Below are 24,757 nucleotides of genomic sequence, written 5' to 3'. Positions count from 1 at the left end.
AGACTACCCGGCGCCTTCGACAACGGCGATCGATCGAGTGCAGATCAGCGCAACAGCAGGTTGGGCTGGAGCAGATAGCGGAAGGACTCTTCACCCGACTTGTCTACAGACGTCTGCGGTGTGATGAGCACCGGGCTCAGCTTGTTCGCGTTGTCACTCGAGGTGAAGGTGATGCGAACGAACTCGCTCTTGACTGCGCTGAGGGATTCGAGCAGATACTGCGGGTTGAGACCCAGCGTGACATCTTCGCCGACCAGATTGGAATCAACGGACTCCGTGGCGCGAGCCTGTTCTGTACCTGATGCATCCATCGACACTGTGTCGGAGGTGAAGGTGAATCTCAGCGGTGCGGAGCGGTCGAGCACGAGTGAGACACGGCGAACAGCTTCGACAAGGTCAGCCGTGTTGACCACAGCGTGGTGTTCGGTCTGCTCGGGAAACAACCGTCGCACCGGCGGAAAGTTGCCCTTGATCAGCAGCGAGGTGACCGTCTTGTTGCCCGATGTGAAAGCGATGATCTCGCGGTCTCCAGAGCCAGAGAAAGCAATCGAGATGTTGCCACTGTGCGAGAAGGTCTTGCCCACCTCGGTAAGCGTGCGAGCGGGCACGAGTGCTGTCGTCGCCTCTTCATCGTCAACAGATCCGCCGTCCCACGGAATGTCGCGAAGCGCAACGCGGTAGCGGTCGGTGGCGACCAAGCTCAGACGGTTGCCGGTGACTTCAAGCTGCACACCGGTGAGCACAGGTGTCACGTCATCCCGAGACGCTGCGAATGCGACCTGTGCGATCGCCATGGCGAATTCATCGGCGGGAACAAGACCCGAATCCCCCGAGACCTCGGGGATGGCCGGGTATTCCTGAACAGGCATCGAAGAGAGCGTGAAGCGCGCGGAGCCGCAGGTCAGAAGGATCCCGCCGTCTTCTTCCACTTCGATCTGAATCGGAGCATTGGGAAGCCGGCTCGCGATCTCGGACAGCAGACGCCCGTGAACAAGAATCGTTCCTGGGCTGTCAACCGTCGCATCAATGGTGGTGCGTGCGGATGCTTCGTAGTCAAACGCTGAGAGTGAAAGCCCCTCGTCGGTTGCTTCGATGAGCACGCCAGCCAGGATTGGCTGCGGGTTTCGCTGTGGCAGGAGCTTGACGACGAACGACACTGCTTCGCTGAACACATCGCGATTGACGTGGAACTTCACGAATGCTCCCTCGAGTCCGGGTTGGGGTTCTCATGTTAGTGCCACTCGTGGCTGTGACAAGTGACGAACGTGAGATCGGTTGATCTGACAGCAGGTTTGTCTTTAGGTGATCGAATCCTTTTCCTCATTAGAACTATTTGTCATGGTGTTAACCGCTGTGGAAACTGTGGATAACTCTGTGGATCCCTGCCAGGTCAATGGAACTACACGAGTGTGAGTTGTGGAACCGCTGCGGATTGTGGCGTGAAAGTTGCGTCTTCGGCTTCGCGGCTTTTTTGACTCATCCACAGGCAACACTGTTTGTTGCACAGTGATTCCGCAGAGTTTTGAAGTTATCCACAGGTTTTCCACACTGTGAAGAACCGGAATATAAGGCCGCACTGGAGCGGGTGTCAAGTCAGCACGCGAATGGATGCTGCGCGCGACGCTCAGCGCCCGTTGCGGCCGAGTTGAGTCGTGATTTCGGAGACCTGGTTGTAGATCGAGCGGCGCTCTTTCATCAATTCGCTGATCTTCTTATAGGCGTACATCACTGTTGTGTGGTCGCGATTGCCGAAGAGCTGACCGATTTTGGGCAGCGACAGGCTGGTGCGCTCCCGACACAGATACATTGCGATCTGGCGAGCCGTGGCGACTGACTGCGAACGACTTGAACCATAGAGATCATCGACGGTGAGCTTGAAGTACTGTGCGGTCGCCGTGATGATGTCTGTCGGAGAGATGACATTCGCATCGTCCTGATCGATAATGTCGCGCAGCACAGTCTGGGCAAGTGCGATATCGAGCGACGATCGGTTCAGGCTCGCGAAGGCCGATACACGAATGAGCGCTCCTTCGAGTTCACGGATGTTTGATGACACCACGGTGGCGATGTATTCGAGTACCTCGTCAGGAATATGAAGTCGCTCGCTCTGAGCTTTCTTGCGGAGAATCGCGATGCGCGTCTCAAGGTCAGGCGCCTGGACGTCGGTGATGAGACCCCACTCGAACCGGCTGCGCATGCGGTCTTCGAAGCCGGTGAGGTGCTTGGGCGGCACGTCGCTTGTGATGACCACTTGCTTGTCGTGATCGTGCAAGGTGTTGAACGTGTGAAAGAAGGCTTCTTGTGTTTCGGCTCTGCCCTGCAGGAACTGGATATCGTCGATGAGCAGTATGTCAACGTCGCGGTAGCGCGCTTGGAATGCTGATCCGCGGTTGTTGGCAATGGAGTTGATGAAGTCGTTGGTGAACTCTTCGCTCGACACATAGCGAACTCGGATTCCGCTGTACAGACTCATGGCGTAGTCGCCGATTGCGTGCAGCAAGTGCGTTTTGCCGAGCCCGGAGTCGCCATAGATGAATAGCGGGTTGTACGCTTTCGCCGGCGCTTCGGCAACGGCGACAGCTGCGGCATGCGCGAAGCGGTTGGATTGCCCGATCACGAAGTTGTCGAACGTGTACTTCGGGTTCAGGCGCGTGTCGTTGCGGGAACCGGTGTGCTGAGTTTCCATGGGCTGTTCCATGGGTGATCGCGGGGCACCGGTGTTCAACTGCTGTGGTGCTGGCTCGTCCTGAATTTGCACTGGCGCCGTGAAACGCGGATCAGCGATCTCGGGGTTCACGACTACCCGAAACGTCGCGGTGGGCGGCTGATCTTTCTGTCCGACTGCCGCCAGCGCCTCCATGATTGGGGCGCGCATGCGTTTGGTGAACTGCGCGGATGTCAGATCGTTGGGCACATCGAGGTACAGAGTTCCCCCCATGACCCCCTGCGGAACAGCAAGGCTGAGAAATCCCTGAAGTTGCGGCGTAATGCGATCGTCGCTGGCGAGCACATCGAGCACTGCTGACCAGACCGGAACATCTGGAATATCGTGCGATGACATGGCCCCCCCGGGTTGTTGATGAGTCCACTCCAATCCGCGGAAAAATCACGGATTGCCTGTGGAAAACTGCCGGAGCAACGCTAGTTCGCTGGAGGTCCGGGAGCAAACTCCACTGTAGGTGCGTCCCGCGTGTCTTTCCAGTATCTTGAAGGGATTGGGCGTAATGCGGTTTCAGTGTTCTCAGTTTGAGTTATCGTCCGACAAGACGTAGCCTTAATCGGTTGACTTACGCCCTTTGTGGGCCGTCCCCATACACGAACGTCCCGGCAGAGCATCCCGGTGACATCTGATCCGGAGGATCTCCATGAGCAAGCGCACCTTCCAGCCCAACAATCGTCGTCGTGCCAAGAAGCACGGTTTCCGTGCTCGTATGCGCACTCGCGCAGGTCGCGGCATCCTCGCAGCGCGTCGCGCCAAGGGCCGTACCGAACTTTCGGCCTGACCCACACGGTGCTGGCGCGGCCTAACCGACTCACCCGCGGGACGGAATACAAGGCCGTTGTCCGCAGGGGTCGTCGTTGTGCCGGTGCGCACACGGTGACTTATGTCACACCAGCAGTTCTCGCGACGCCCACTCGGTTCGGCTTCATCGTAAGCCGCCAAGTGGGCGGTGCTGTTGTACGCAATTCTGTGAGACGTCGACTCAAAGCCGTGTGCGCTGAAGCGCTTCCTTCATTGCAGCCTGGAAACGACATTGTGATCCGTGCCCTTCCCTCAGCAGCGACCGCGACGTTTGCTGACCTTCGCGACGAAGTTTCTCGTTGTTTGAGTAGGCGAGCGGCATGAGTGTTCTGCCGGCATATGCCCTCGGAGATGCGGTGCTTGCACCAGCAGACCTTGCGCGCTCTGTTCCACTTATTCCGCGCAACGCCGCGCTAGCGCTGCTCCATGGATATCGCGCCACGGTGTCTCACACCTATGGCGACGTGTGCAAGTACTACCCATCTTGCTCGGCATATGCCGTCGGGGCTTATCAGCAACATGGCATCTTCAGAGGCTTTACTCTCACTGCAGCGCGACTGGCGCGTTGTCACCCCTGGGCTCAGGGGGGCGTCGACGACGTTCCGGCCCACAAGAACTTCCGGCACGCGCTGACTCCTCACGGATTCGTCGTGCCATCCCCCACCGGAAAGGACTGATCCACCGCATGGATCTCTTGTTGGCCGCTACTTCCACATCCACTGATTCGTCAGGCGGTGGGTTTGACCTTCTCGGAACTATCCTTTGGCCGCTGAAATGGGCCGTCGAGGCAGTGCTTGTTTTCTGGCATTGGTTCTTCACGCTTATCGGGCTACCTGCCGCTGATGGCATTACCTGGGTGCTGTCGATCGTCGGCCTCGTGTTGGTCGTGCGCACCGCTCTCGTTCCGCTCTTCGTGAAGCAGATCAAGAGTCAGCGCAAGATGATGGAAATCGCCCCTGAACTGCGGAAAGTTCAGGAAAAGTATAAAGGCAAGAAGGATCAGCTCTCGCGCGAGGCTATGAGTCGCGAGACCATGGCGCTCTACAAAAAGCACGGCACCACTCCGGTGGCGAGCTGTTTGCCATTGCTCGTGCAGATGCCCATCTTCTTTGCACTGTTCAGCGTGCTCAACGACGTGACCAAGCATGCTGCTGCGGGCATTGGTGGAGTCGGGCTGCTCAGCGCAGAACTCACGCAAGAGTTCTACAACGCCAAGCTCTTCGGTGTTGCCTCGCTACACGAGACCCTCATTGACGCGGTGAACACCGGTAACGTGCCGGCGATCGCGATCCTTGTGACGCTGGTTGTGCTGATGATTGCATCGCAGTTCTTCACGCAGCTTCAGATCATCTCGAAGAACCTTTCGCCCGAGGCCAAGACTGGTCAGGCGTATCAGATGCAGAAGATCATGCTGTACGTGCTGCCGTTCGCGTTCGTATTTTCTGGCGTATTCTTCCCGCTTGGCGTTGTCATCTACTGGTTTGTCTCAAACCTTTGGACCATGGGGCAGCAGTTCCTCGTTATTCGCGAGATGCCGACGCCGGGTTCTGACGCAGCAAAAGCCCGCGAGGAACGACTGGCTCGAAAGGGCAAGGCGCTCGACGCTTCAGGAAAAGTCATTCCCATGGAGAAGTACGAGGCTGAACAACAGCGGCTGTTCGAAGAAGCTGAAGCAGCACGTTTGGCTGCACCCAAGAGGCAGCAGCCTGTAAGTAAGCAACGCGCCAAGAAGCAACAGGCAGGCAAGAATCAATTGAACAAGTCACAGGCTGAGGGCAAATCAAACCCACCGAGTGACAAGCCTGCCGGCGACGACGGCAAAAACACGGCGTCCTAACCAACTTTCGAGAGGCATCATGACTACTGAAACTACGGAGTCTGCAACCGCCGAACGCGTTCCGGCAACCGTCGAGCAGCTTGAACAAGAGGGCGACATCGCAGCGGACTTTCTCGAAGGTCTCCTCGACATCGCTGATATCGACGGTGATCTTGACCTCGACGTGCGGTCAGGGCGCGCGTACGTTTCGGTGGAAGCTCCCGAGGACGGCTCTGTGGAATTGATCGCACAGCCCGACACCGTACAAGCGCTGCAAGAGCTCACGCGCATCGCCGTGCAGACCCGCACAGGTCGGTTCTCGCGTTTGATCCTGGATGTGGGTGGCTCTCGGCAAACCCGCGAACGTCAGCTCGCGACTCTCGTCGACCGGGCTATTGCGCGTCTCGATGAGGGCGCATCTCAAGCTTCGCTGCCGGGGATGTCGAGCTACGAGCGCAAACTCGTTCACGACATCGTGGCAGAACGCGGTTTCGTTTCGGAGTCGTACGGCGAGGGTGCTGAGCGGCACACCGTCATCCGGCGCGGGTGACCGTCAGGCGATGTTTCACGTGAAACTTTCATGATGGTCGTCGAGGACGAACCACCCGTCGCGCGCCAAGTTTTTGGCGACCGGCTGGAACTTGCCCGCCAGTTCACTGCGGCACTCGCAGCGCACGGCGAAGAACGCGGGCTTATCGGCCCGTTGGAGCCGCCACGCCTGTGGAGTCGTCACGTGCTCAACAGTGCAATCATCGCTCCGTTGTTCTCCCCCGGCCGCGTAGGAGACGTGGGTTCGGGAGCGGGCCTTCCCGGCGTTGTGCTTGCCATTGCACGTCCAGACATCGAATGGGTATTGATTGAACCCATGGAGCGTCGTGTCGCTTGGCTGTCTGAGCAGGCACAGGCACTCGGGCTAGATAATGTTGAAGTCGTTCGCGCGCGGGCCGAAGACTGGCAACACGGCGCGACCCTTGATGCCGTCACCGCTCGTGCCGTCAGCGCATTGCGCACTCTGTTGCCACTCACCGCCCCACTCGTGCGCGACGGTGGTGAACTGATCCTCTTGAAGGGCGCGAATGCGCCGAATGAGATCGCAGCCGCCGACAAGGTTCTACGTAAGTTTCGGCTGACTGATGCTCGCGTAGAGGTAGTCGGCGACGGCGTACTTGACGATCCCTCGCGTGTAATTCGAGCGACTGTTCGCGCCGCTCGATAGCTGCTTGGGGCCGGACCGCGCTGTGCGTGCAGATCGAGAGCGAAGGCTCTAGGCAGCGAGGGTGGTCACAACCCTCTGCAACGACCGCTATCGCCGGCTGCAGAGCCCATCTGTCGTGCGATTAGTGCAGAGCTGCGGGCGGGCAAGCGTCGCGCACATAAGTGTTCGGCGCTGATCACAATCCCGCTGCGCGGCGCGTTTCACGTGAAACATGTCGGATGCACCGTTGTGCGTCTTCCGCTTTGATCCCGACAGCCTAGGTCGTCTCGGCGGTGGAATCCAGGCATGCGTCCAATACCTGGGTTATCAGCTTGGACGAGCTGTCCTGCGTCTCGCCCGCACTGTGGCCGGAAATGCTGGGTAGTCGCGTGGATGATACCGACAGTACCGCGCGTTTCACGTGAAACATTGCGCTCCAGCTCGTGATGCGACGGCCTTCGAAGTCCGCATCGATGAACGTATCAAGTGACGCGCATTTTGACCCAGCCACGACCCATTCGATAACTGGGATTAGTGACCCGCCGCGAGCTTCGTGTGTTCTGACGCGGTGTGGTGACCGAGACGATGACACTCACGGTCTCGACGATGACGCTCACCGTAGCGGGCGTTTCACGTGAAACATCAGGCCCGATCCCCTGCGCAGTAGCGGATCAGTCCTTGCTCGCGCAATGCATCAACCGTGGGAGTTGCGAGCAGTTGGACGGCAGCGCTCCTGCACAATAATGAGGTTGCGGGATGACCGCCAGAGCCAATATTCACGCCAGTCACCACATGGGCACTGAGGAGACAGAACGCACAAAGCACAGTCGCCCGATGCCACGATCCGGAATGAGGCGACACGAGTGCGCGGTCACAGTGGGCGATCACGAGTGCGCTCATGAAGGGCCCCGAATGGAGCGATCCCGAGTGGATGGTCGTGAAGGCACGGTCACGAAGGAGTGGTCGTGAAGGCACGGTCACGAAGGAGTGGTCGTGAAGGCACGGTCACGAAGGAGTGGTCGTGAAGGCACGGTCACGAAGGAGTGGGACCGAGACGGTGGGAACCGAAGGGGTCGTACCGAAGGGGTAGTACCGAGGGGGTAGTACCGGAGGGATCGTCACGAAGGGTGGGTCGGGAAGGGGTGGGGACGGGGACCGAAGGGGTAGTACCGGAGGGGTAAGTACCGGAGGGATCGTCACGAAGGGGCGCTCACGAACGGGTGATGACGAGTGGGTGGTCACGAGTGGGTGGTCACGAGTGATTGCCGCAACCGGGTGAGCAGCTGGATCGCCGCGAGCGTTTCACGTGAAACGGCAGCACGCGTCGAGTGGGAAGTTGGTGTCTCGCGATACGTACTTACTTCGAGTTGCACTGCCGACGTGGCGCTTGATCCCCAGGCAGAAGCAGCCCAACTTCCGCGGCGCTCGTGCGATATCAGGAGCACTGAATAGTGCGGGGCAGCGGTGGGCCGGCTAGGCGAAGTTCGCGCGCGGCTAGGCGAAGTTCGCGCGCGGCTATCGGGGGTTCGCGCGCGCCTCGACTCCGTGACCGCAACGCATGCATGCATGAGGAGTCTGACCTCGAAGTCGTTCATGAGTGTTGGCTTGCAAGGTCGGATTGTTTCACGTGAAACCAAGATGGGGGCTTCGCGGGTGTAGCCCGCCGTTGAAGACGTGACCGGCTCTCCGTGCGGCAGACATCGACGGCAGTACGGCACCTGAGTATCTAACGTCGCGAAGCTCCTCGAATTCACTCCCGACGCTGAGTGCGCAGCGCTATGCGAGGTGCCAAGGCGCCGCGAGCGTGACGGCATTCGAGTATCGCGGCAACACGCGGGGAGTGGGGACAGGGGCGACTAGAGTGGAGAGCGTTGTTGCAGGCTCGCAAAAGAGAGAAGTGTTTCACGTGAAACAACCCGACGAGTCGGAGACTACGGAGACTTTTTCGTTAGACGACACCCCACTCGCCCGTGAAATTGCCGATCTCAGTGCACGCCGCCGGGCTTTGGCGTCGGCGAACGTGGTGCTTTCGGGTAGAACTCGTGTGCTCACCGTCTCGAACCAAAAAGGGGGCGTGGGCAAGACCACGACTGCGGTGAATACTGCCGCGGCACTCGCATCATTGGGCGCAAGGGTTTTGGTCATCGATCTGGATCCTCAAGGAAACGCATCCACGGCTCTCGGCGTGCCGCACACGGCCGATACTCCGAGTATCTACGACGTGCTCATCGACGAGTTTCCTCTGGCAGACATCATTCAAACCAGCCCAGAAGCAGAGAACCTGTTCTGTGCGCCGAGCACGATTCACCTCGCTGGCGCCGAGATTGAGCTCGTGTCACAGGTGGCTCGAGAGCACCGTTTGCGCACCGCGCTCGATGACTACCTTTCGTCAGCCGAGAACACGATGGACTTTGTTCTCATTGACTGCCCGCCGTCGCTGGGCCTGCTCACCATCAACGCCTTCACGGCTGCCAGTGAGTTGCTGATTCCTATTCAGTGCGAGTACTACGCGCTGGAAGGGTTGAGTCAGTTGCTGAGCACTGTGCGTATGATCCAGAAGCACCTCAACCCGCAGTTGGTGCTTTCAACGATTTTGCTGACGATGTACGACGGCCGCACGCGTCTAGCGCAGCAGGTTGCGGAAGAAGTGCGCGAACACTTCGCAAAGCAGGTACTCGATACGGTCATTCCCCGATCTGTGCGTGTCTCAGAGGCCCCGAGTTTCGGCCAGACGGTAATTGCCTATGATGGGCAGTCTGCTGGTGCGATCGCATACCGTGAAGCAGCAGTGGAAATCATTCGACGCGACAGTGCGTCCACGAAGGAAGGACGCGCCTGATGGCAAAGCGCACAGGACTCGGCCGCGGAATCGGTGCCCTGATCCCCACCAGTGAAGCAACCGACGATCGGCCTTCTGACGTATTCTTCCCGCGCACCAGCAGCGCGGACAAGTCCACTGAGTCGCCCGACACAGTTGAGGCTCCGGCCAGCGAGCAGACCGAAGATCTGGTCGTCGTTCCTGGAGCGAGACTGGTGCACATCGATCCGAACCAGATCGTGCCCAACCCGCGTCAGCCGCGAACCAATTTCAAGCCCGATGACCTCGCGGAACTCGTGCACAGTGTGCGCGAGTTCGGAGTGCTGCAGCCTGTGGTGGTGCGCGCCAAAGAAGACGGCACTTATGAGCTCATCATGGGTGAGCGCCGCACGCGAGCATCACGTGAAGCTGGTCTCACGTCGATTCCGGCCATCATCAGAGAGACTGCCGACGAGCACCTTCTGCGTGACGCCCTCCTCGAGAATCTTCATCGTTCGGAACTCAACGCCCTTGAGGAAGCCTCTGCGTATCAGCAGCTGCTCGAAGACTTTGGTATTACCCAGGAAGAGCTTGCCACCCGCATCGGTCGTTCGCGACCCCAGATCAGCAACACGATCCGCCTGCTCAAGCTACCGGTGCCCGTGCAACAGCGGGTTGCCGCGGGGGTTCTCACGCCGGGCCATGCGCGCGCGATCCTGTCGCTGGAAACGCCGGAATCGATGCAGCGCCTGGCCGACAAGATCGTCAACGAAGATCTCTCTGTCCGCGCCGCGGAGGCCGCTGCCAAGGGTTCGGACGGCGCAGCGCCTCGTGCGCCCCGACCCCAAGCAGGTTCACGGCGATCGCATCTCGACGAAGTGGCGGAACGACTGGGGGATCGACTCAACACCCGCGTCAAGATCTCTCTCACTGCTCGCAAAGGCCAGGTCAGCATCGATTTTGCAAGCATCCAAGATCTGAATCGAATTCTCGAAGAGTTGGGTGAGACTGGTTACGGGTCGGCCTGACCGCGGCGCTCGGAGCGTACCCTTGATGAGTGGGAAACGACCAAAACACGCCTAGACGCCGAGCCAGTTTGGAACTGCTCCGTGCTGAAGCAGCCGACGAGCTCTCCGTACTGGTTTCTGAGCGCCTGCGCGGTGGCGAAGATCCGTGGGACTTCATGGAAGACCTCCCCAGCGTTGACGAACTCGTCGTGTTCATTCTGCGAGCCGACAACATCGCCGAGAATGGGGGAGCCCGACCCAACGCGGCGCGTCACTACCGGGTACTGCGCCAGATAGCGATTGACTACCCGCCGTTGACGGAGGCTGTGTGGCGCCTACTGGGCGACGCCAACACTCATCGAGCCTGGGACTCTACCGTGCGCGCAGACATCACGTAGGCAATACCGCTGTTCATACTGAAAGGCCCCAGCACCCGTTGCTGGCAAACGAGTGCTGGGGCCCAAAAGGCTCAGCGATCAACCGATGTAATCGGCGAGATCCTGCTCGAGAGCGAACTTCGGCTTTGCTCCGATGATGGTCTTCTCGACCTCGCCCTTGTTGAAGACCTTCATCGCTGGGATCGACGTGATCTGGTACTTCATGGCAAGGTCAGGATTCTCATCGACGTTCAGCTTGAGTACCGTGATCTTGTCAGGGTGCTCGCTCTGAATTTCGTCGAGGACGGGAGCGACCATGCGGCAAGGACCGCACCAGACGGCCCAGAAATCGACGAGTACGGGCCCTTCTGCCTGAAGGACGTCTTGTTCCCACGTAGCTGAGGTGGTTGCCTGTGCGGTCATAGTTTCTGTCTCCTTTTTAAGACGCTTGCTCGAGGGGAACGTTCGCTCGCTGCGAATTGTTCCGTGCGGTCAGTTTTAGGCTTCGACGCCGGCGAGGTTGTCGATCTGTGAGGCATCCGACTCTGGCGAACCTGCTTCGTTCTTTCCTGCGAGAAAGTGCTCGACGTCGAGAGCAGCCACCGTGCCGCTACCAGCGGCGGTGACGGCTTGCCGGTAGGTCGGGTCGATGACGTCGCCGGCAGCAAACACACCCGATACGGAGGTTCGCGATGAGCGGCCGTCCACCCACACAGTCCCAGCCTCGGTGAGGTCTAGCTTTCCGTGCACGAGGTGCGTACGGGGGTCGTTTCCAATCGCGACGAAGACGCCCTCGACCGGCAGCTCGCGTCGCGAACCGTCGACAGTCGACTCAAGCACGAGAGCAGTTACAGCTTCTTCACCGACGACGTCGGCGACCATGCTGTTCCATACGAACTCGATCTTGTCGTTATCGAACGCACGTTGCTGCATGATCTTCGAGGCTCGCAACTCGTCACGACGGTGAACCAGGTAGACCTTCGATGCGAACTTGGTCAGGAATGTGGCCTCTTCGATGGCGGAGTCGCCACCGCCAATGACGGCGATCTCGCGGTCACGGAAGAAGAACCCGTCGCAGGTCGCGCAGTACGAAACACCACGACCTGAAAGACGCTCTTCACCTGCAACGCCGAGCTTGCGGTGCGCTGAGCCGGTGGCGTAAACGATTGCGTCGGCTTCGTACTCCTTGCCGCTGCCCAGTACGACCTTCTTGACCGGGCCGTCGACGTCAAGCGTGACGACATCGTCGAAAAGAACCTCGGCACCGAACCGTTCGGCCTGCTCCTGCATCTTTCCCATGAGCTCGGGGCCCTGAATGCCCTGAGGGAACCCAGGGAAGTTCTCGACGTCGGTGGTCGTCATCAGATCTCCACCCGCCTCTACTGAGCTTGCGACGACCAACGGCTCGAGGTTCGCTCGGGCGGCATAGATCGCGGCGGTGTACCCGGCAGGACCGGATCCAATGATGATGACATTACGCACGGGAGAACCTTTCAGAAGTCTTTGGCACGACGCTTCACTCGCGCCACTTGCCACAACACATGCTAGCCGTGGCTCATTCCCACGCGCTGAGAGCCAGTCACTCGAACGGGGCAGGGATGCCTATATGAAGACTTAACTTCATGAACGGCAGATCAACGGCTGGGCAAGAACCGCTTAAGCATCGTCATGGCTGGGCCGAGTTCCGGAGCGCGAAGGATCGCGAGCGCGGGAATGTAGACAACCAGTGCGACCACACACAACACCGCGGAGCCGACGGCGCCCATCAGCTGGCTAGAAACCATCCAGCCGTCAACTCCGCCACTCCACTGGTACACGAGCCACGAAACGATCGCTGCGGGCACCGCTGCCAGCGCGAATCGAACAAGCGCCAGCATCCATGATCGAATTCCAATATCACCGAGGCGTCGGCGCAACAGCCATGTGGCAATGATCACCTGAATCACCGTTGCACACGACTGACCCAGCGCAACCGCCGCAGCAAGCAAAGTGAGGGGGATCACCTCATCGATCGCCAGTTGGCGGGCAACGAGCGCGGCGACAACGACGAGCGATGCTTGGATCACCGTGAAGACGAACGGCGTGCGGGTGTCGTCGTAGGCGTAGAAGGTGCGCTGAATGACGAACAGCACGGCGAGAGGAATGAGACTGATCAGAAAGGCATTGAGCAGCGAACCTGCGTCTACGGCATCTTCACGACTGTTCGTCAGGATGCGTGAGGCGGGAACCGAGGCCACAGCCAGCGCGGCGGTCGCAATCACGATGAACAGTCCCAGGGTGCGGATGCTGCGCGGAATGTCAGCGCGCACCTCGTCGTCACGACCGGCCTTGGCATGTTCGCTGAGCTGGGTGAAGTACGGCGTACCGATCGAGAGCACGATGATCGAATACGGCAGCATGAACAGCAGCCAGGCGTTGCCCGAGGCGAAGTTGGACGGACCGACGCCCGACGCCAGCGACAACACACGTGACTGCATGAGCCCAGCCAGTTGACCCACGATGACCATCAGAAAGGTCCACCCAGCCAGGCGTCCCAGATGACGCAGACCGATGCCGCGCCAGTGGAAGTCGGGGCGCAGACGAAGACCGGCGCGGCGCCAGAACATCGCGAGAACGACTGACTGCGCAACGACGCTGAGGGTTGCGGTTCCCGCGAGAAGGGCAATCATCTGTGGCGTCCAGACAGCCACCGCGGTCTGATCGCCGCCGAACACCACGATGAACGCCACGAAACCCGCAATAGACACAACGTTGTTGATGATCGGAGCCCAGGTGTAAGGCCCGAACACCCTGCGGGCGTTGAGGGTTTCGCCGAGCAGGGCATACATGCCGTAGAACAAGATCTGCGGCAGGCACCAGTAGGCGAAAGCTGTCGCGAGGGCGAGCTGGTCGGGCGCGAACCCCGGGGCGTAGATCTGCACGAGCAGTGGGGCAGCCGCCGTCGCAATGACGGTGACAACGAGCAGCGCCACGGCTCCGAGCGTCATGAGCTTCGATATGAAGCTCTGGCCGCCGTCGGCATCGCGCGAGGCACGAACGATCTGCGGCACAATCACGGCGGCGACCAGACCGGTCGCGACAATGGCATAGATGTTGTTGGGCAGCTGGTTCGCCACCCCGAAAGCGTCAGCGGCCTCCGAGACCGAGCCCACAGCAGCAACGAGCACAGCCGAGCGAACGAAACCTGTCAATCGTGAGACGACGGTGCCCGCGCCGATCAGGACACTCGCGCGCCCGATCCCGCTCACTCGTCGTCCTTGCGATCGGGTGCTTCGTCTGATGCCAACTCACTCGCGGCCGCTTCAGGCTCTGGTTGATTGGTTGCCGAAGCCCGGGTGCGTTGCACCGTGCGAATGACACCCACGATCAGCAGCCCCCCGACCACGACGGCGAGGGCACCGATGCCGAATGCTTCCCATTCGGCGCGCACATTGACCTGAACATATTCGGCATCGCCGATAGCGACGTTCGTGCGGCTGCGCAGCTGGAGTGTCAGTGTCACCTCGCCATTTGCTACCCGCGCCTGCACGGGAACCTCGACGCGAGTATTGCTCGACGCGGTCGCAACGACAGGCGTGGCGCGTTGCACGTCAAGGCGCAGATCATCGGGAGAGGTGTAAAGCACGAGCTCTACCGGATACGGCAGATCGTTGCGCACCCAGAATCCGAGTCCGGCGCCGGCGCCGAGCAAGTTGATGGTGCTGCTCGGCAACAGGGCGACGGAGTCGAGCGTCGTGTCGGTCTGTTCACGGTGAGCGTCGACTTCTCTGCTCCACCCGCGATTTCCTATCCACGAGACGCTCAGCAGCTGCAGCAGCTCGGCTCGCTCGGGTCCGGTGAGCAACGTGGGGTCTTCAAGAATGCTCGCGAATCGGTTGATCTCGGTCTCGTCTTCGAGCAGCGCCTTAGCCTCGGCTACGCGCTCGGGCTCTTCTTCAGCCTCAACCAATTGCATCCGGCGCTCGCTCGCATCGATCAGGGCGGTGAGGTCGGTTGCGGTGAAGCCGGGAGCTTCAGCTGCAGCCAGGATCGCGGTGCGCAGTGCCACGCTGGATCGATCGGAATCGCGGTCTACGGTGACAAGCAGTGCCGCCCCGCCCGCGTTGGCACCGGCAAGCATCAACTGCGCGGTTGCCGCCGTCAACTCGGCGCTGCGCAGCGCCGAGTTGTCTTGCAACGATGCCGCATGCAACGCAGTTGAGATCTCGGTGTCGTACGCGAGGGCGTCGGCATCGTCGATGCCCACGCGGGCGCCCACTGTTGCCCCCGCGGCACCGGCCGCGGTTTCGTCAGAGCTCAGCAGCGTCACCGAAGCCACGTCGTCGATCATGACCGCACCAAGGGTTTCGAGGGTGTCGTCGTCGAGCGAATTCGGTGCAGGCCAATAGATACCCGAACTGCCCGCGCCGATGTCGAGCAGGGCCGACAGATCAGGTAGCAAAGGGTCGGTGTCGGTGTCGGTGTCGGTGTCGGTGTCGGTGTCGGTGGTTGGGGTTGGGGTTGGGGTCGGGGTCGGGGTTGCGCTCGGCGTTGCGCTGACGGGCTCTTCACCTTGACTCAAAAAATCCTGCTCTGACATGTATGGCGTCAGCGTTGTGGCCGCTAGCGGTTCAGACAGGCCGGCTTCAATCTGCACGGCGACGTCTGCGTCACCGAACTGCAAGGCGAAGCGTGAGTTCGGCAACGCCAGCAGGTTGTTCAGCCACTCGACGGCAGACTCTGGCGCGGCGGTGCCAAGCACGCGGATCGCGGCAACGATGGCCGGATCGATGGCCAGGATGGCTGGCGTGCCTTCAACAGCTTTCAGCTGGTTGGAGAGCGAGCCATTGGCCGAGGTCAGCTCTGCCAACTCGTTCGAAGTGAGCAGACCCCCGGTGAGCGAGGGTGCGGTGACGGGCACGATCACGCCGATGGCTGTGCCTGCGTCGGCTGAATCGTTCGGGATGATCATCACGCTGGTGGAGCGGACTTCTTCGTCGTCTTCGTATGTCGCCACCAGTGGATAGATGCCACTCGCGAGATCGAGCATCGAGGAATCGTCGGCGTCGACGAGCATTCCCTGCGAGTACTCGCTTTGCGCCTGCACGCTTTCTAGCGTCGTGGTGGCTACGGGCGATGTCTCGAGGTTGGTGCTAGATCCATCGAGCCATGACGTGAGAGAGCGCCGGTCGGTGATCGGCTGGTCGCCGAGCTCAAGGGTCACCTCGACCGGGTCGGTCGGGAGACTGGTCGCATTCTGGAGCGTTACTGAAACGGTGAGGCTGTCGCCCGGGTAGACGATTCCCGAAGCCACTGGCGACAGCGTGAATGCTGTCGTGCCTGGTGGAATCTCGGGAGTGGGCATAGGCGTTGGAGTTGGCTCTGGCGTTGCTGCGACGGCAGGGGCGGCTATCGCGACCGACCCACCCAGAAGCATCGCTACGAACCCCGCGGCGAAGCGTGCACTGAGTGCGCCGCGACGCGCGGGCTTTCCAGATGTGGTGACAGTCATGCTGTGAGGTGTGCTCCTGTGCGATATCCGAACCGCACGATCGACTGCGATTCTACGGTGATGAAGCTTTGAGGCTCCCCAGCCTCACCGGGAGCGCGGTTGAATAGACGGATGCTTCACGAACCCGACCCACTGCTCTGCGAGACCTTCGCGGCCGATCTGAGCGCCGCAGGTTTCACGGCCTCGGCGTTGAAAGACGCCTGGGGAGCCCCCGCCGACGACGCGATTGCTCGCGGGCTGCGTGGTCCCGCCGCTCGTGCGCTCGGCGACCGCGACGATGCCCTCGCTGTGCTAGCCCGGCTGCTTGTGCTGGGCCTTGCGCAACCCGCAGCATCCGTCTCGAAGGCCCTTCCGGGCGTCGGGACTGAGGGACTGGTGCAGCTACGAATCGCAACCCAGCACGCCGCGGTCGTCACACCGGCTGCGGTTGTGCGTCCGCACTCCTACGCCGACGCGATGGGCGCGGGCGAATGGTGGATTGCGAGCGACCTCAACGAGGCCGCCTTGGGTGGCCCGCTACCCGAACAGCACGTGCTGGGTGTCGGCCGAGCATCGCTGACTCTTGCCGCGTTGCAGTTGCCGACGCCGGCGGCGCGAGGGCTCGACATTGGCGCAGGGTGCGGAATCCAAGCGCTTCGCGCACGACGCAACGTGGCCCACACCATTGCCACCGATGTCTCTGACAGAGCGCTGTGGTTCACGCGCCTCAATGCCCTCATCAACGGTGTCGATGCGATCGAAACCCGGTCGGGGAGTCTTTTCGATCCGGTGGCCGGCGAGGCTTTCGACCGGATCGTGTCGAACCCGCCGTTCGTCATCACACCACGCTCGGCTGAGGTGCCTGCCTATGAGTATCGTGACGGCGGGATGGTCGGCGATGATCTCGTGTCAGCCTTCGTCACCGGAGTTGGCGAGCATCTGGTGCCGGGCGGAGTTGCCCAGCTTCTGGGCAACTGGGAGTCCCGAGATGGCGTTGACGGTCTTGATCGAGTTCGCGAGTGGGTGCAATCATCTGCGGTGCCCCTCGATGCCTGGATAGTTGAGCGCGAAAGCGTTGACCCGCTCGCGTACGCGGAACTGTGGGTTCGCGATGGCGGCACACTGCCCGGCACCGCGCGCTTTGCCGATCTGATCGACGCGTGGCTCGACGACTTCGCCAGCCGCAAGGTGAGCGCGGTGGGCTTCGGCTATCTGCTGCTGCGTCGCCCGCTGTCGGGACCGCCCACACTCGCTCGCTATGAGAAGCTGCACCAGGCGCTCGTGGCAGACAGCTTGGGCGTGCACCTAGCCGAAGCCCTTGAAACCCATGACCGACTTCATGAGCTTGATGCCGAGGGTGTCGCCGCATCGGTTTTCACGGTTGCGCCCGACGTCACCGAGGCACGTCACCACCTGCCCGGTGAAGAAGATCCGACGATCATCGAACTTCGGCAGGGTGGTGGCTTTGGCCGATCGCTCAACGTTGACTCTGGCCTCGCCGCGCTCGTGGGTGCGTGTGACGGTGACCTCGCAGCCGGCGTGCTCATCGACGCAATCGCCCAGTTGCTCGAAGTGGATGCTGCCGCATTGCGTGCCGACCTGATTCCGCGAGTGCGGGAGTTGGCGGTTATGGGCTTCTTGAATCTGAACACACCGTAGCGGCTCGGTAGGCTTGACGCATGCTCAATATGGCCGAGGGCGTGGCGCGCCTCGGCGCGCTCGCTGAGTCTCCCGTTGTTTCGACCCTGGCGCGCGCGTTCGATGCCGCCGGTTTCGAGCTCGCGATTGTCGGTGGACCGGTACGTGATGCATTGCTGGATCGGGCGACGAACGACCTCGATTTCACCACGAACGCTCGTCCCGACGACATTCTGCGGATCGTCACCCCGGTCAGCACGACGCAATGGGACATCGGTCGTGCATTCGGCACGATCGGCGCGAAGGTGCTGGGCGAACAAGTAGAGATCACCACCTATCGCGCCGACAGCTACGACGGCGTCACCCGAAAGCCCACCGTTGAGTTTGGCGACGACCTTGACGGCGATCTGGTGCGCCGCGATTTCACCGTCAACGCGATGGCGTTGCGTGTGCCCGCTCAGACATTGATCGACCCCACGGGCGGGGTCGAAGACCTGCTCGGCGAACGCCTTCGCACTCCCACAAAAGCGAGTGTCAGTTTCGGCGATGACCCGTTGCGAATGCTGCGGGCCGCACGCTTCGCCTCGCAGCTAGAGTTCACGGTCGCGCCAGAGACGCTCGAGGCCATGGCTGAGCTTCGCGAGACGCTGAGTATCGTCAGCCCCGAACGTATTCAAGGCGAACTGGTAAAGCTCATGCACGCGGACGATCCGGTGCGAGGCATCAGGCTTCTCGTCGACACCGCTCTCATGCACGAGTTCTTGCCCGAAGTGCCGTCGCTGCGACTCGAGGTTGATGAGCATCATCATCACAAGGACGTCTACGAGCACTCGCTGACTGTCTTGCAGCAGGCGATTGAACTGGATCGTGAGCGACACCCTGATTCGCCGCCCGACATCCCGTTGCGAATCGCTGCGCTGCTGCACGACATCGGAAAACCATCGACCCGCAAACTTGAACCGGGTGGCGGTGTGACCTTTCATCACCACGACATTCGCGGTGCACGCATGGCACAGAAGCGAATGAAGGCGCTGCGTTTTGACGCGGCGACGATCGACTCGGTGGCGAAGCTGATCGAGCTGCATCTGCGCTTCTTCGGCTACGCCGAAGGTGCCTGGAGCGACTCGGCCGTACGACGCTATGTGCGGGATGCCGGGCCGGAGCTGGAACGGCTGCACATACTCACCCGCGCCGACGTCACCACCCGCAACAAGCGGAAAGCGTCGCGACTCGCGCGGGCATACGACGACATTGAGCGCCGCATCGCCGAGCTCGCCGACGAGGAAGAACTCGCCTCGATGCGTCCCGACCTCGACGGCAACCGCATTCAAGAGATTCTGGGCATCGGTCCGGGGCGAGACGTGGGCGAGGCATATCGCTTTCTGCTCGATCTCCGCCTCGACGAGGGCGTGCTCGGCGCGGTTGAGGCGGAGCGCCGGCTCCTCGAATGGTGGACTTCTCGCAGCTGACACACAGCTGAAACATAACCTCTCTACATTTAGCGGCAACCCACGATATTCGTCGGATCTTTGACGAGTATCTTTTCCGCGGTAAGACTTGCGCTCCACCGTCGTGCCGCTTGATCGTTCACCCTGGAGAAAATTCGTGAAACGCCTACTAGCGAGTGTCAGTTGCGCGGCAGTGGTGGCGACAGGACTTATCGTCGCCCCTGTCGCAGTCGCTGATATCGAGACCCCCGAGCTCGAGATCGTTCGCCCGATGTCGCCGTATATCGACATGCCCGACAGCTACCCCATTCAGCCGACGTTGGACGTCTTTCCTGACCTTGAGACCGACGCATCCATCGACCGCGGCACGATCCCCTACGACGAGATCGCCCCGTTCATCAACAACCTGATGGCAACGAGCGACCGTGTTTCGGCGCAGGTTGTGGGCAAGTCCGATCAGGGGCGTGACGTGTACATGGTCACGGTCACGAGCCCAGAGACGGCTGCTGAAACAGCGCAGCAGCTGGAGTGGCGCGACACGATTAAGTACGACGCTGAAAGCGCGCTCGCCGATGAGGCGCTGCAGGCCGGGTACAAAACCCCGATCTGGTTCAACGGAAACATCCACGGCAACGAATGGGAGGGAACTGACGCGACGCTGAACTACATCGAGGAACTCGCAACGAGCGACGACCCTGCTGTTGCCGACCTCGTTTCCGCGAACCGTCTCTACTTCACCGTGACGAACAACCCGGACGGACGCGCGCTCGGACAGCGTGCAACGGCGACCGGCTACGACGCGAACCGCGATTTCGTGACTGGCGCGACCGCTGAGTCGGCGATCGTGCGCGACCTGGCGAGCATCATTCAGCCGACGTACTTCATCGACATCCACGGCTACACGAGTGTTCTTCAGATCGAGCCTTGCGGGCCGCCCCACGGCGAGAGCTACGAGTACGATCTGTTCCTTCCCCACGCTTACGCGACTGCGCTCGAGATCGAAGAAGCCGTTGTGACCGCTGATATCGAGGGCAACACCTACTTGGGCGCCGATGGTCGACCGACCGAAGAGAACACCGGCAAGATCAAGATTCCATACCGCGATATTCGCGAAGGATGGGATGACTGGCCCCCGATCTTCGCACCCCAGTACGTCGCCTTCCAGGGCGCGATCACCAACACGGTAGAGCTACCGCTCGGTCGCGATCGCGACTCAACCAACCCCATCAACGCGGAACGCGCGGTGATCAACATCGAAGTTGCTGAGATCGTCATCAACACGGTCGTCGACTACGTCGGCGAGAACCGCGATGCGCTACTCGACAACCAGATCGAGATCTTCCGCCGCGGGGTTGCTGGTGAGCCGAGCGTTGAGATTCCCGCTGACATCACCGAGGCAGACCTCGCAGAGGGTGTGCCAACCGAATGGGTGGAGATCTGGGACGAGACCGACGTTTACACCGCAGACTTTCCGCGTGCCTACGTGATCCCGATGGGTGATTCGCAGCGCTCGGAGTCTGATGCGCAGACACTGGTTCAGCAGCTGCTGGTGAACAACATCGATGTGTCGAAGACCACCGAAGAGTTCTCATTTGATGGGGTCACGTATCCGGCTGGGTCGTACTACGTCGACATGCACCAGCCCCTGCGCGGTCTCGCGAACGCCTTGCTCGACGAGGGCACCGACATCACCGATCGCATCGGGCGCATGTATGACATTTCCGCCTGGAGCCTGGCGCTGCTGTGGGGTGCGGATGTAGACGTGCTCGGAACGACGACGGATGCTGCGCCCACCACAGCCCTTGAAATGATCACTGAGGCAGAACTCACGGGCTCAGTACCCGCTGCCGGCACCTACCTTGCATTCGAGCCGCGTGGCGTCGCTGACTATGTGGCGATCAACGAACTGCTGGAGGAGGGAATCGCGCTGTCTCAGATTCCCGATGGCACCGTGATCGTGGGCAATGATGAGGCCAGCTATGCGGCGGCTGCTTCTGCGGCAGCACTGTTCGGTGTGGACTTCACCGCAAACGACGGACGTGCATTGCGCGATGGCGAGAGCACCGCGTTGAGCAGTGTGCGCATCGGCTACGCGAGCAACAGCGACGACCGTGACGCGCTTACCAAACTGGGCTTCGATGACATCGTGCCGGTGACCACGGGCACGATCACTTCGGGTGAGGTTGACCTGACCGAGATCGACCTGCTGTTTGTTGGATCGAACCTGAACTTCAACAGCACGTCGCAAGCAGACGGCATTGCCGCTGTGGAGGCATACATCGCCGAGGGCAAGCCGGTGGTCGGTCTCGAGTCCGCAGGAGCGACGTTCGTGAACGCCTTCGGAATCGCAGCGGTCTCGTCAGTGAGCGGAGCCAGCGGATCAAACGGAATCGCCAGCGTCGACACCGTCGCAGACGGTGTGCTGGGGGACTATCCACAAGACACCGCCTTCGGCTACCCGTTCGTCTGGTTTACCGAACTCGGCGAGAACACGACTGTCGAGCAGACATATGCAACCGAAGACCCGTTTATCTCAGGTCACTGGTCAGCCGCCACTTCGGGTCGGGCGCAGTCCGACGCAGCCGCCCAGCCCGCTGCCTTCTCGGCAGTCGGCGAGTCTGGAAGCCGCGCCTTCGTGCTCGGTAGCTCGCCGACCTTCCGCAACCACCCGGTCGGCGCGTTCAGCGACGTCGCACGGGCGATCTTCTGGGCAGCAGCCGAGGGCGAGAGCGTGACGCCTCCTGGGGCAGTAATCGAAGAAGACCTCACCGACGAAACGCGCGGCACCGTCAGCATCCCCGACAGCGCGGAGCCCGGCGAGACCATCCCGGTCACGATGGGAGAGGGGGGCGACGGCACTGTTTCGGTGCTGATGTTCTCAGACCCGATCGAACTCGGTGAGTTCGAGGTCGTCGGCGGTGAGTTCGAGGTCATGATCCCCGCGGATGCTGCTCTCGGTGAGCACAAGATCGCCGTTGTCGATGACCAGGGAGCGCTGCTCGGCTGGGACGACCTGAGCGTCGCCACTGCGGTTGTCGAACCGACGCCCACCGCGGAGCCGACAGCTTCGGCCACGGCCTCGGCAACTCCGATTGCCACCGAGACACCAGCCACCGCATCCAGCGGTGACAGTGGTGACCTCGCGGTGACCGGTGGCGGTGACACCTCTCGTCTCGTGTTGGGGGCGATGTCGATCCTGCTGCTCGGTGCCGGAATCGCGATGCTCGCACGAGCACGTACCGCGCGCCAGATCTAGCGCACAGCAGCGAGGGGGTCGCCTCGGCGGCCCCCTCGCTGCCCTAGGCTCACCTGTGCAGCGAGAGCTCCACGCACGACAAGGATGACGATGACCGACGACAACCCCTCACACGAGCGGGATGCTGGTGCCGACGTCGTCATCGGCGATTCTGAAGAAGCCGTTGCTCCGCCACAGCGACGCCGGCTAGCGCTGTTCATCGGCGGGGGTGTTCTGATCGTCGTCGGGTTGGTTCTCGGTATCTGGGCGTTCTTGCCCGGGCCGAGCGAACCTGTTGCTGGCCCAACCCCCAGCGTCACCCCGTCGGAAACACCCATCGCCACGCCGACGACCACCACGAGCGTGGCGCCGGAGTCGACCGCGACTGCGGCTGCAGAAGAATCCGACGAAGGCGCAACTGAATCCGCTCCACCCGCCGAGCCCGACGCCGCAACCGCTGTCATCAACTCCTTCACGGTGTCGCCCGAGACTGCTGTGTGCGCCGACGACCGGGCGAGTACGGTGGCCCTCACGTTCAGCTGGTCAACGAGCGATGCCGAAGTGGCGTGGATCGCCGAAGGAACCAACGATGCCTCAGTGCAGCCGTTCGAGCAGGTTGCGGTCAATTCGTCGAGCTACACCGGGCTCGAGTACGAGTGCTTCGCGCAGGAGCAGTTGTTCACCCTGACGGTGCGGGGCGAGGCCGGCAATACGAGCGTCTCGGTATCGGTCGTTCGCCAGCTCGACTGATCTACTCGATCGACCCAACCGGTGCAGCCGCGCACGCCATAGAATTGGCGCACGCTCCTCAACGTCGACCGGAGTCCGATGTCAACGCCGTGGTCATCCCGTCGTGAGGTTTCACCTGAGACCTCGCGGCTGCTCATCGAGCGCGCGCACGAAGAGTTGGTTGCTGGCAACGCCGCAGATCAGCGGCTGCTGGATGTTCGGCCGATGGTGCGGGACTCGTGGCGGCGTTCGCTCGAGAGCCTCGTCGGCGCCGAGGGCCTGCCTCCGCTCGACGTGCATGCGAACGAGATCGAAGCGTACCGCCGAGCGCACCCGCTCGCTGATGTGATGGAGATGGTGCGCGCACTGCTTCTGCCGGGCGACCCGGCCGAATCTGGCGTCGTCGTCGCTGTCGGCGACGCGGCGGGTCGATTGCTGTGGGTAGAGGGCGACCGTCACATTCGCGCGCTCACCGGCGAGATGGGTTTCGTCGCGGGCGCCAACTGGTCAGAAGAAGCCGTAGGTACCTCGGCACCGGGTACGGCACTCGCGCTCGATCGCTCGGTGCAGATTCATGGCGCCGAGCACTACAACCGGCTCGTGCAGCCATGGTCGTGCACCGCAGCGCCCGTGCATGACCCTGAGACCCGCCGCCTTCTGGGTGTGATCGATGTCACCGGCGGCTCCGAGGCTGCCGCCCCGCAGGCGCAGCTGCTGGTGGATGCGACCGCACGTGCTGTCGAGGGGGAGTTGCTCGTCGCTCGCCTCAGAAAACGCTCGGCAGAGGCGCCAGCAAGAAAGAGATCGCGACGAATGCCCGCCGCTCGCGCCACGCTGCGGGTACTTGGGCGCGACCGCGCGATGCTGGAGGTGTCCAGCGAAGGCACGCAGTCTGAAGGCACGCGGACTGAAGGTACCGAGACGATCTTCGAGATTGGGGCGCGTCACGCGGAATTGCTGTTGATGCTTGCCGTGCATCGCCAGGGACTCTCGGCGGAACGGCTCAGTGAACTCGTCTACGGCGAGATAGATGCGGGCTCGACGCTTCGCGCTGAAATGGTGCGCATGCGCAAGGTGCTGGAGAGATCAGCACCGGCTCTCGTGCCGCAATCGCGCCCCTACCGGCTGGGGTTCGAGTTAGAAACCGACGCTCATCAGGTGGTGTCGCTGCTTGACCGAGGTGCGCATCGGGTCGCGCTCGCTGCCTATCGAGGCGAAGTGCTGCCCCACTCGACGGCACCGGGCGTCGAGGAGTTTCGCGAAAGCGTGCAAAGCGCTCTGCGTGAAGCACTCATGAGTGAAGCATCCATCGACGTACTGCTGGCGTTCGCCGACACCGAAAGCGGATCAGACGACATCGACCTGCTGCAGCTGTGCCTGACCATGCTTCCGCCTCGTTCACCCCGCCGCGCGGGCCTCGTCACGCGCATCGAGCGACTGGCATCGCGCTAGCCGGCGGGCCCCGACGGGCCGTGCAACTCGATGCAACGTTGCGTCACCTAACGTCGACGCCACGCGACAC

At 61.5% G+C, this 24,757-nt stretch carries 20 protein-coding genes; 14 read left to right on the top strand and 6 right to left on the bottom strand.

Features of this window, described 5'->3' with window-relative positions; translation table 11 throughout:
* Window positions 1–44: 44 nt before the first annotated feature.
* Both dnaN and dnaA read right to left on the bottom strand, forming a co-directional pair.
* Window positions 45–1,196: a DNA polymerase III subunit beta gene (gene dnaN / locus WDU96_RS01365; RefSeq protein ID WP_337336688.1), complete on the bottom strand. Its 1,152-nt coding sequence runs from the start codon at window positions 1,194–1,196 to the stop codon at window positions 45–47.
* 428 nt (window positions 1,197–1,624) lie between these two features.
* Window positions 1,625–2,938, bottom strand: coding sequence for a chromosomal replication initiator protein DnaA (gene dnaA / locus WDU96_RS01360; protein WP_420063935.1), 1,314 nt, complete (start codon window positions 2,936–2,938; stop codon window positions 1,625–1,627).
* Window positions 2,939–3,365: 427 nt separating this feature from the next.
* Between dnaA and rpmH the strand changes: the two genes are divergently transcribed.
* The 9 genes from rpmH to WDU96_RS01315 all read left to right on the top strand — a co-directional run bounded on the left by rpmH (window position 3,366) and on the right by WDU96_RS01315 (window position 10,736).
* Window positions 3,366–3,503, top strand: coding sequence for a 50S ribosomal protein L34 (rpmH, locus tag WDU96_RS01355; RefSeq protein WP_013584598.1), 138 nt, complete (start codon window positions 3,366–3,368; stop codon window positions 3,501–3,503).
* Between the two features lie 8 nt (window positions 3,504–3,511).
* The gene (rnpA, locus tag WDU96_RS01350; RefSeq protein ID WP_337336686.1) at window positions 3,512–3,847 is read left to right on the top strand and encodes a ribonuclease P protein component; all 336 of its coding nucleotides are present in this window, start codon (window positions 3,512–3,514) and stop codon (window positions 3,845–3,847) included.
* On the top strand, window positions 3,844–4,200 hold the full coding sequence (yidD, locus tag WDU96_RS01345) for a membrane protein insertion efficiency factor YidD (protein WP_337336685.1): 357 nt from the start codon (window positions 3,844–3,846) through the stop codon (window positions 4,198–4,200). The genes rnpA and yidD overlap by 4 nt, the downstream gene beginning before the upstream one ends.
* Window positions 4,201–4,208: 8 nt before the next feature.
* A complete protein-coding gene (gene yidC / locus WDU96_RS01340; RefSeq protein ID WP_337336684.1) occupies window positions 4,209–5,360 on the top strand; it encodes a membrane protein insertase YidC in 1,152 nt (383 codons plus the stop codon).
* A 19-nt stretch (window positions 5,361–5,379) separates the two neighbouring features.
* Entirely contained in the window at window positions 5,380–5,889 is a 510-nt protein-coding gene (locus tag WDU96_RS01335; protein ID WP_337336683.1) for a Jag family protein, read from the top strand.
* Between the two features lie 30 nt (window positions 5,890–5,919).
* The gene (gene rsmG / locus WDU96_RS01330; RefSeq protein WP_337336682.1) at window positions 5,920–6,555 is read left to right on the top strand and encodes a 16S rRNA (guanine(527)-N(7))-methyltransferase RsmG; all 636 of its coding nucleotides are present in this window, start codon (window positions 5,920–5,922) and stop codon (window positions 6,553–6,555) included.
* A gap of 1,885 nt (window positions 6,556–8,440) precedes the next feature.
* Window positions 8,441–9,373: a ParA family protein gene (locus WDU96_RS01325; protein WP_420063922.1), complete on the top strand. Its 933-nt coding sequence runs from the start codon at window positions 8,441–8,443 to the stop codon at window positions 9,371–9,373.
* Window positions 9,373–10,359 carry a ParB/RepB/Spo0J family partition protein gene (locus WDU96_RS01320; RefSeq protein WP_337336680.1) on the top strand — a complete coding sequence of 329 codons (987 nt, stop codon included), beginning with the start codon at window positions 9,373–9,375 and terminating at the stop codon, window positions 10,357–10,359. Before WDU96_RS01325 ends, WDU96_RS01320 begins: the two co-directional genes overlap by 1 nt.
* 29 nt (window positions 10,360–10,388) lie before the next feature.
* The gene (locus WDU96_RS01315; protein ID WP_337336679.1) at window positions 10,389–10,736 is read left to right on the top strand and encodes a tryptophan synthase subunit alpha; all 348 of its coding nucleotides are present in this window, start codon (window positions 10,389–10,391) and stop codon (window positions 10,734–10,736) included.
* A 78-nt stretch (window positions 10,737–10,814) separates the two neighbouring features.
* On the opposite strand, the gene trxA is transcribed toward WDU96_RS01315, so the two are convergent.
* The 4 genes from trxA to WDU96_RS01295 all read right to left on the bottom strand — a co-directional run bounded on the left by trxA (window position 10,815) and on the right by WDU96_RS01295 (window position 16,206).
* Complete coding sequence (trxA, locus tag WDU96_RS01310; protein WP_337337633.1) at window positions 10,815–11,195, bottom strand: thioredoxin; 381 nt, start codon at window positions 11,193–11,195, stop codon at window positions 10,815–10,817.
* 18 nt (window positions 11,196–11,213) lie between these two features.
* Window positions 11,214–12,197 carry a thioredoxin-disulfide reductase gene (trxB, locus tag WDU96_RS01305; protein WP_337336678.1) on the bottom strand — a complete coding sequence of 328 codons (984 nt, stop codon included), beginning with the start codon at window positions 12,195–12,197 and terminating at the stop codon, window positions 11,214–11,216.
* Window positions 12,198–12,349: 152 nt separating this feature from the next.
* Complete coding sequence (murJ, locus tag WDU96_RS01300) at window positions 12,350–13,963, bottom strand: murein biosynthesis integral membrane protein MurJ (RefSeq protein WP_337336677.1); 1,614 nt, start codon at window positions 13,961–13,963, stop codon at window positions 12,350–12,352.
* Entirely contained in the window at window positions 13,960–16,206 is a 2,247-nt protein-coding gene (locus tag WDU96_RS01295) for a DUF6049 family protein (RefSeq protein ID WP_337336676.1), read from the bottom strand. The genes murJ and WDU96_RS01295 overlap by 4 nt, the downstream gene beginning before the upstream one ends.
* A gap of 111 nt (window positions 16,207–16,317) precedes the next feature.
* Between WDU96_RS01295 and WDU96_RS01290 the strand changes: the two genes are divergently transcribed.
* The 5 genes from WDU96_RS01290 to WDU96_RS01270 all read left to right on the top strand — a co-directional run bounded on the left by WDU96_RS01290 (window position 16,318) and on the right by WDU96_RS01270 (window position 24,687).
* Complete coding sequence (locus WDU96_RS01290; RefSeq protein WP_337336675.1) at window positions 16,318–17,844, top strand: DUF7059 domain-containing protein; 1,527 nt, start codon at window positions 16,318–16,320, stop codon at window positions 17,842–17,844.
* A gap of 20 nt (window positions 17,845–17,864) precedes the next feature.
* Window positions 17,865–19,292, top strand: coding sequence for a CCA tRNA nucleotidyltransferase (locus tag WDU96_RS01285; protein WP_337336674.1), 1,428 nt, complete (start codon window positions 17,865–17,867; stop codon window positions 19,290–19,292).
* 136 nt (window positions 19,293–19,428) lie between these two features.
* Window positions 19,429–22,527, top strand: coding sequence for a M14 family zinc carboxypeptidase (locus WDU96_RS01280; protein ID WP_337336673.1), 3,099 nt, complete (start codon window positions 19,429–19,431; stop codon window positions 22,525–22,527).
* 90 nt (window positions 22,528–22,617) lie between these two features.
* Window positions 22,618–23,256 carry a hypothetical protein gene (locus tag WDU96_RS01275; protein WP_337336672.1) on the top strand — a complete coding sequence of 213 codons (639 nt, stop codon included), beginning with the start codon at window positions 22,618–22,620 and terminating at the stop codon, window positions 23,254–23,256.
* Window positions 23,257–23,334: 78 nt separating this feature from the next.
* Window positions 23,335–24,687 (top strand): transcriptional regulator, encoded by a 1,353-nt coding sequence (locus tag WDU96_RS01270; RefSeq protein ID WP_337336671.1) that lies wholly within the window; start codon window positions 23,335–23,337, stop codon window positions 24,685–24,687.
* Window positions 24,688–24,757 lie beyond the last annotated feature (70 nt).

Origin of the sequence: Microbacterium marmarense (genome assembly GCF_037204165.1) — a bacterium.
GTDB lineage: Bacteria > Actinomycetota > Actinomycetes > Actinomycetales > Microbacteriaceae > Microbacterium > Microbacterium marmarense.
The sequence above is the reverse complement of the archived record's forward strand: the minus strand, read 5'-3'. Positions and strand labels throughout refer to the sequence as shown.

What these genes read in the sequence shown, in the direction of transcription:
- WDU96_RS01290 (WP_337336675.1), top strand. Translation starts at nt 16,318, where the DNA reads ATGCTTCACGAACCCGACCCACTGCTCTGCGAGACCTTCGCGGCCGAT.
- yidC (WP_337336684.1), top strand. Translation starts at nt 4,209, where the DNA reads ATGGATCTCTTGTTGGCCGCTACTTCCACATCCACTGATTCGTCAGGC.
- WDU96_RS01285 (WP_337336674.1), top strand. Translation starts at nt 17,865, where the DNA reads ATGCTCAATATGGCCGAGGGCGTGGCGCGCCTCGGCGCGCTCGCTGAG.
- yidD (WP_337336685.1), top strand. Translation starts at nt 3,844, where the DNA reads ATGAGTGTTCTGCCGGCATATGCCCTCGGAGATGCGGTGCTTGCACCA.
- dnaA (WP_420063935.1), bottom strand. Translation starts at nt 2,938, where the DNA reads ATGGGGGGAACTCTGTACCTCGATGTGCCCAACGATCTGACATCCGCG.
- WDU96_RS01270 (WP_337336671.1), top strand. Translation starts at nt 23,335, where the DNA reads ATGTCAACGCCGTGGTCATCCCGTCGTGAGGTTTCACCTGAGACCTCG.
- WDU96_RS01335 (WP_337336683.1), top strand. Translation starts at nt 5,380, where the DNA reads ATGACTACTGAAACTACGGAGTCTGCAACCGCCGAACGCGTTCCGGCA.
- rsmG (WP_337336682.1), top strand. Translation starts at nt 5,920, where the DNA reads ATGATGGTCGTCGAGGACGAACCACCCGTCGCGCGCCAAGTTTTTGGC.
- rpmH (WP_013584598.1), top strand. Translation starts at nt 3,366, where the DNA reads ATGAGCAAGCGCACCTTCCAGCCCAACAATCGTCGTCGTGCCAAGAAG.
- WDU96_RS01275 (WP_337336672.1), top strand. Translation starts at nt 22,618, where the DNA reads ATGACCGACGACAACCCCTCACACGAGCGGGATGCTGGTGCCGACGTC.
- WDU96_RS01320 (WP_337336680.1), top strand. Translation starts at nt 9,373, where the DNA reads ATGGCAAAGCGCACAGGACTCGGCCGCGGAATCGGTGCCCTGATCCCC.
- WDU96_RS01295 (WP_337336676.1), bottom strand. Translation starts at nt 16,206, where the DNA reads ATGACTGTCACCACATCTGGAAAGCCCGCGCGTCGCGGCGCACTCAGT.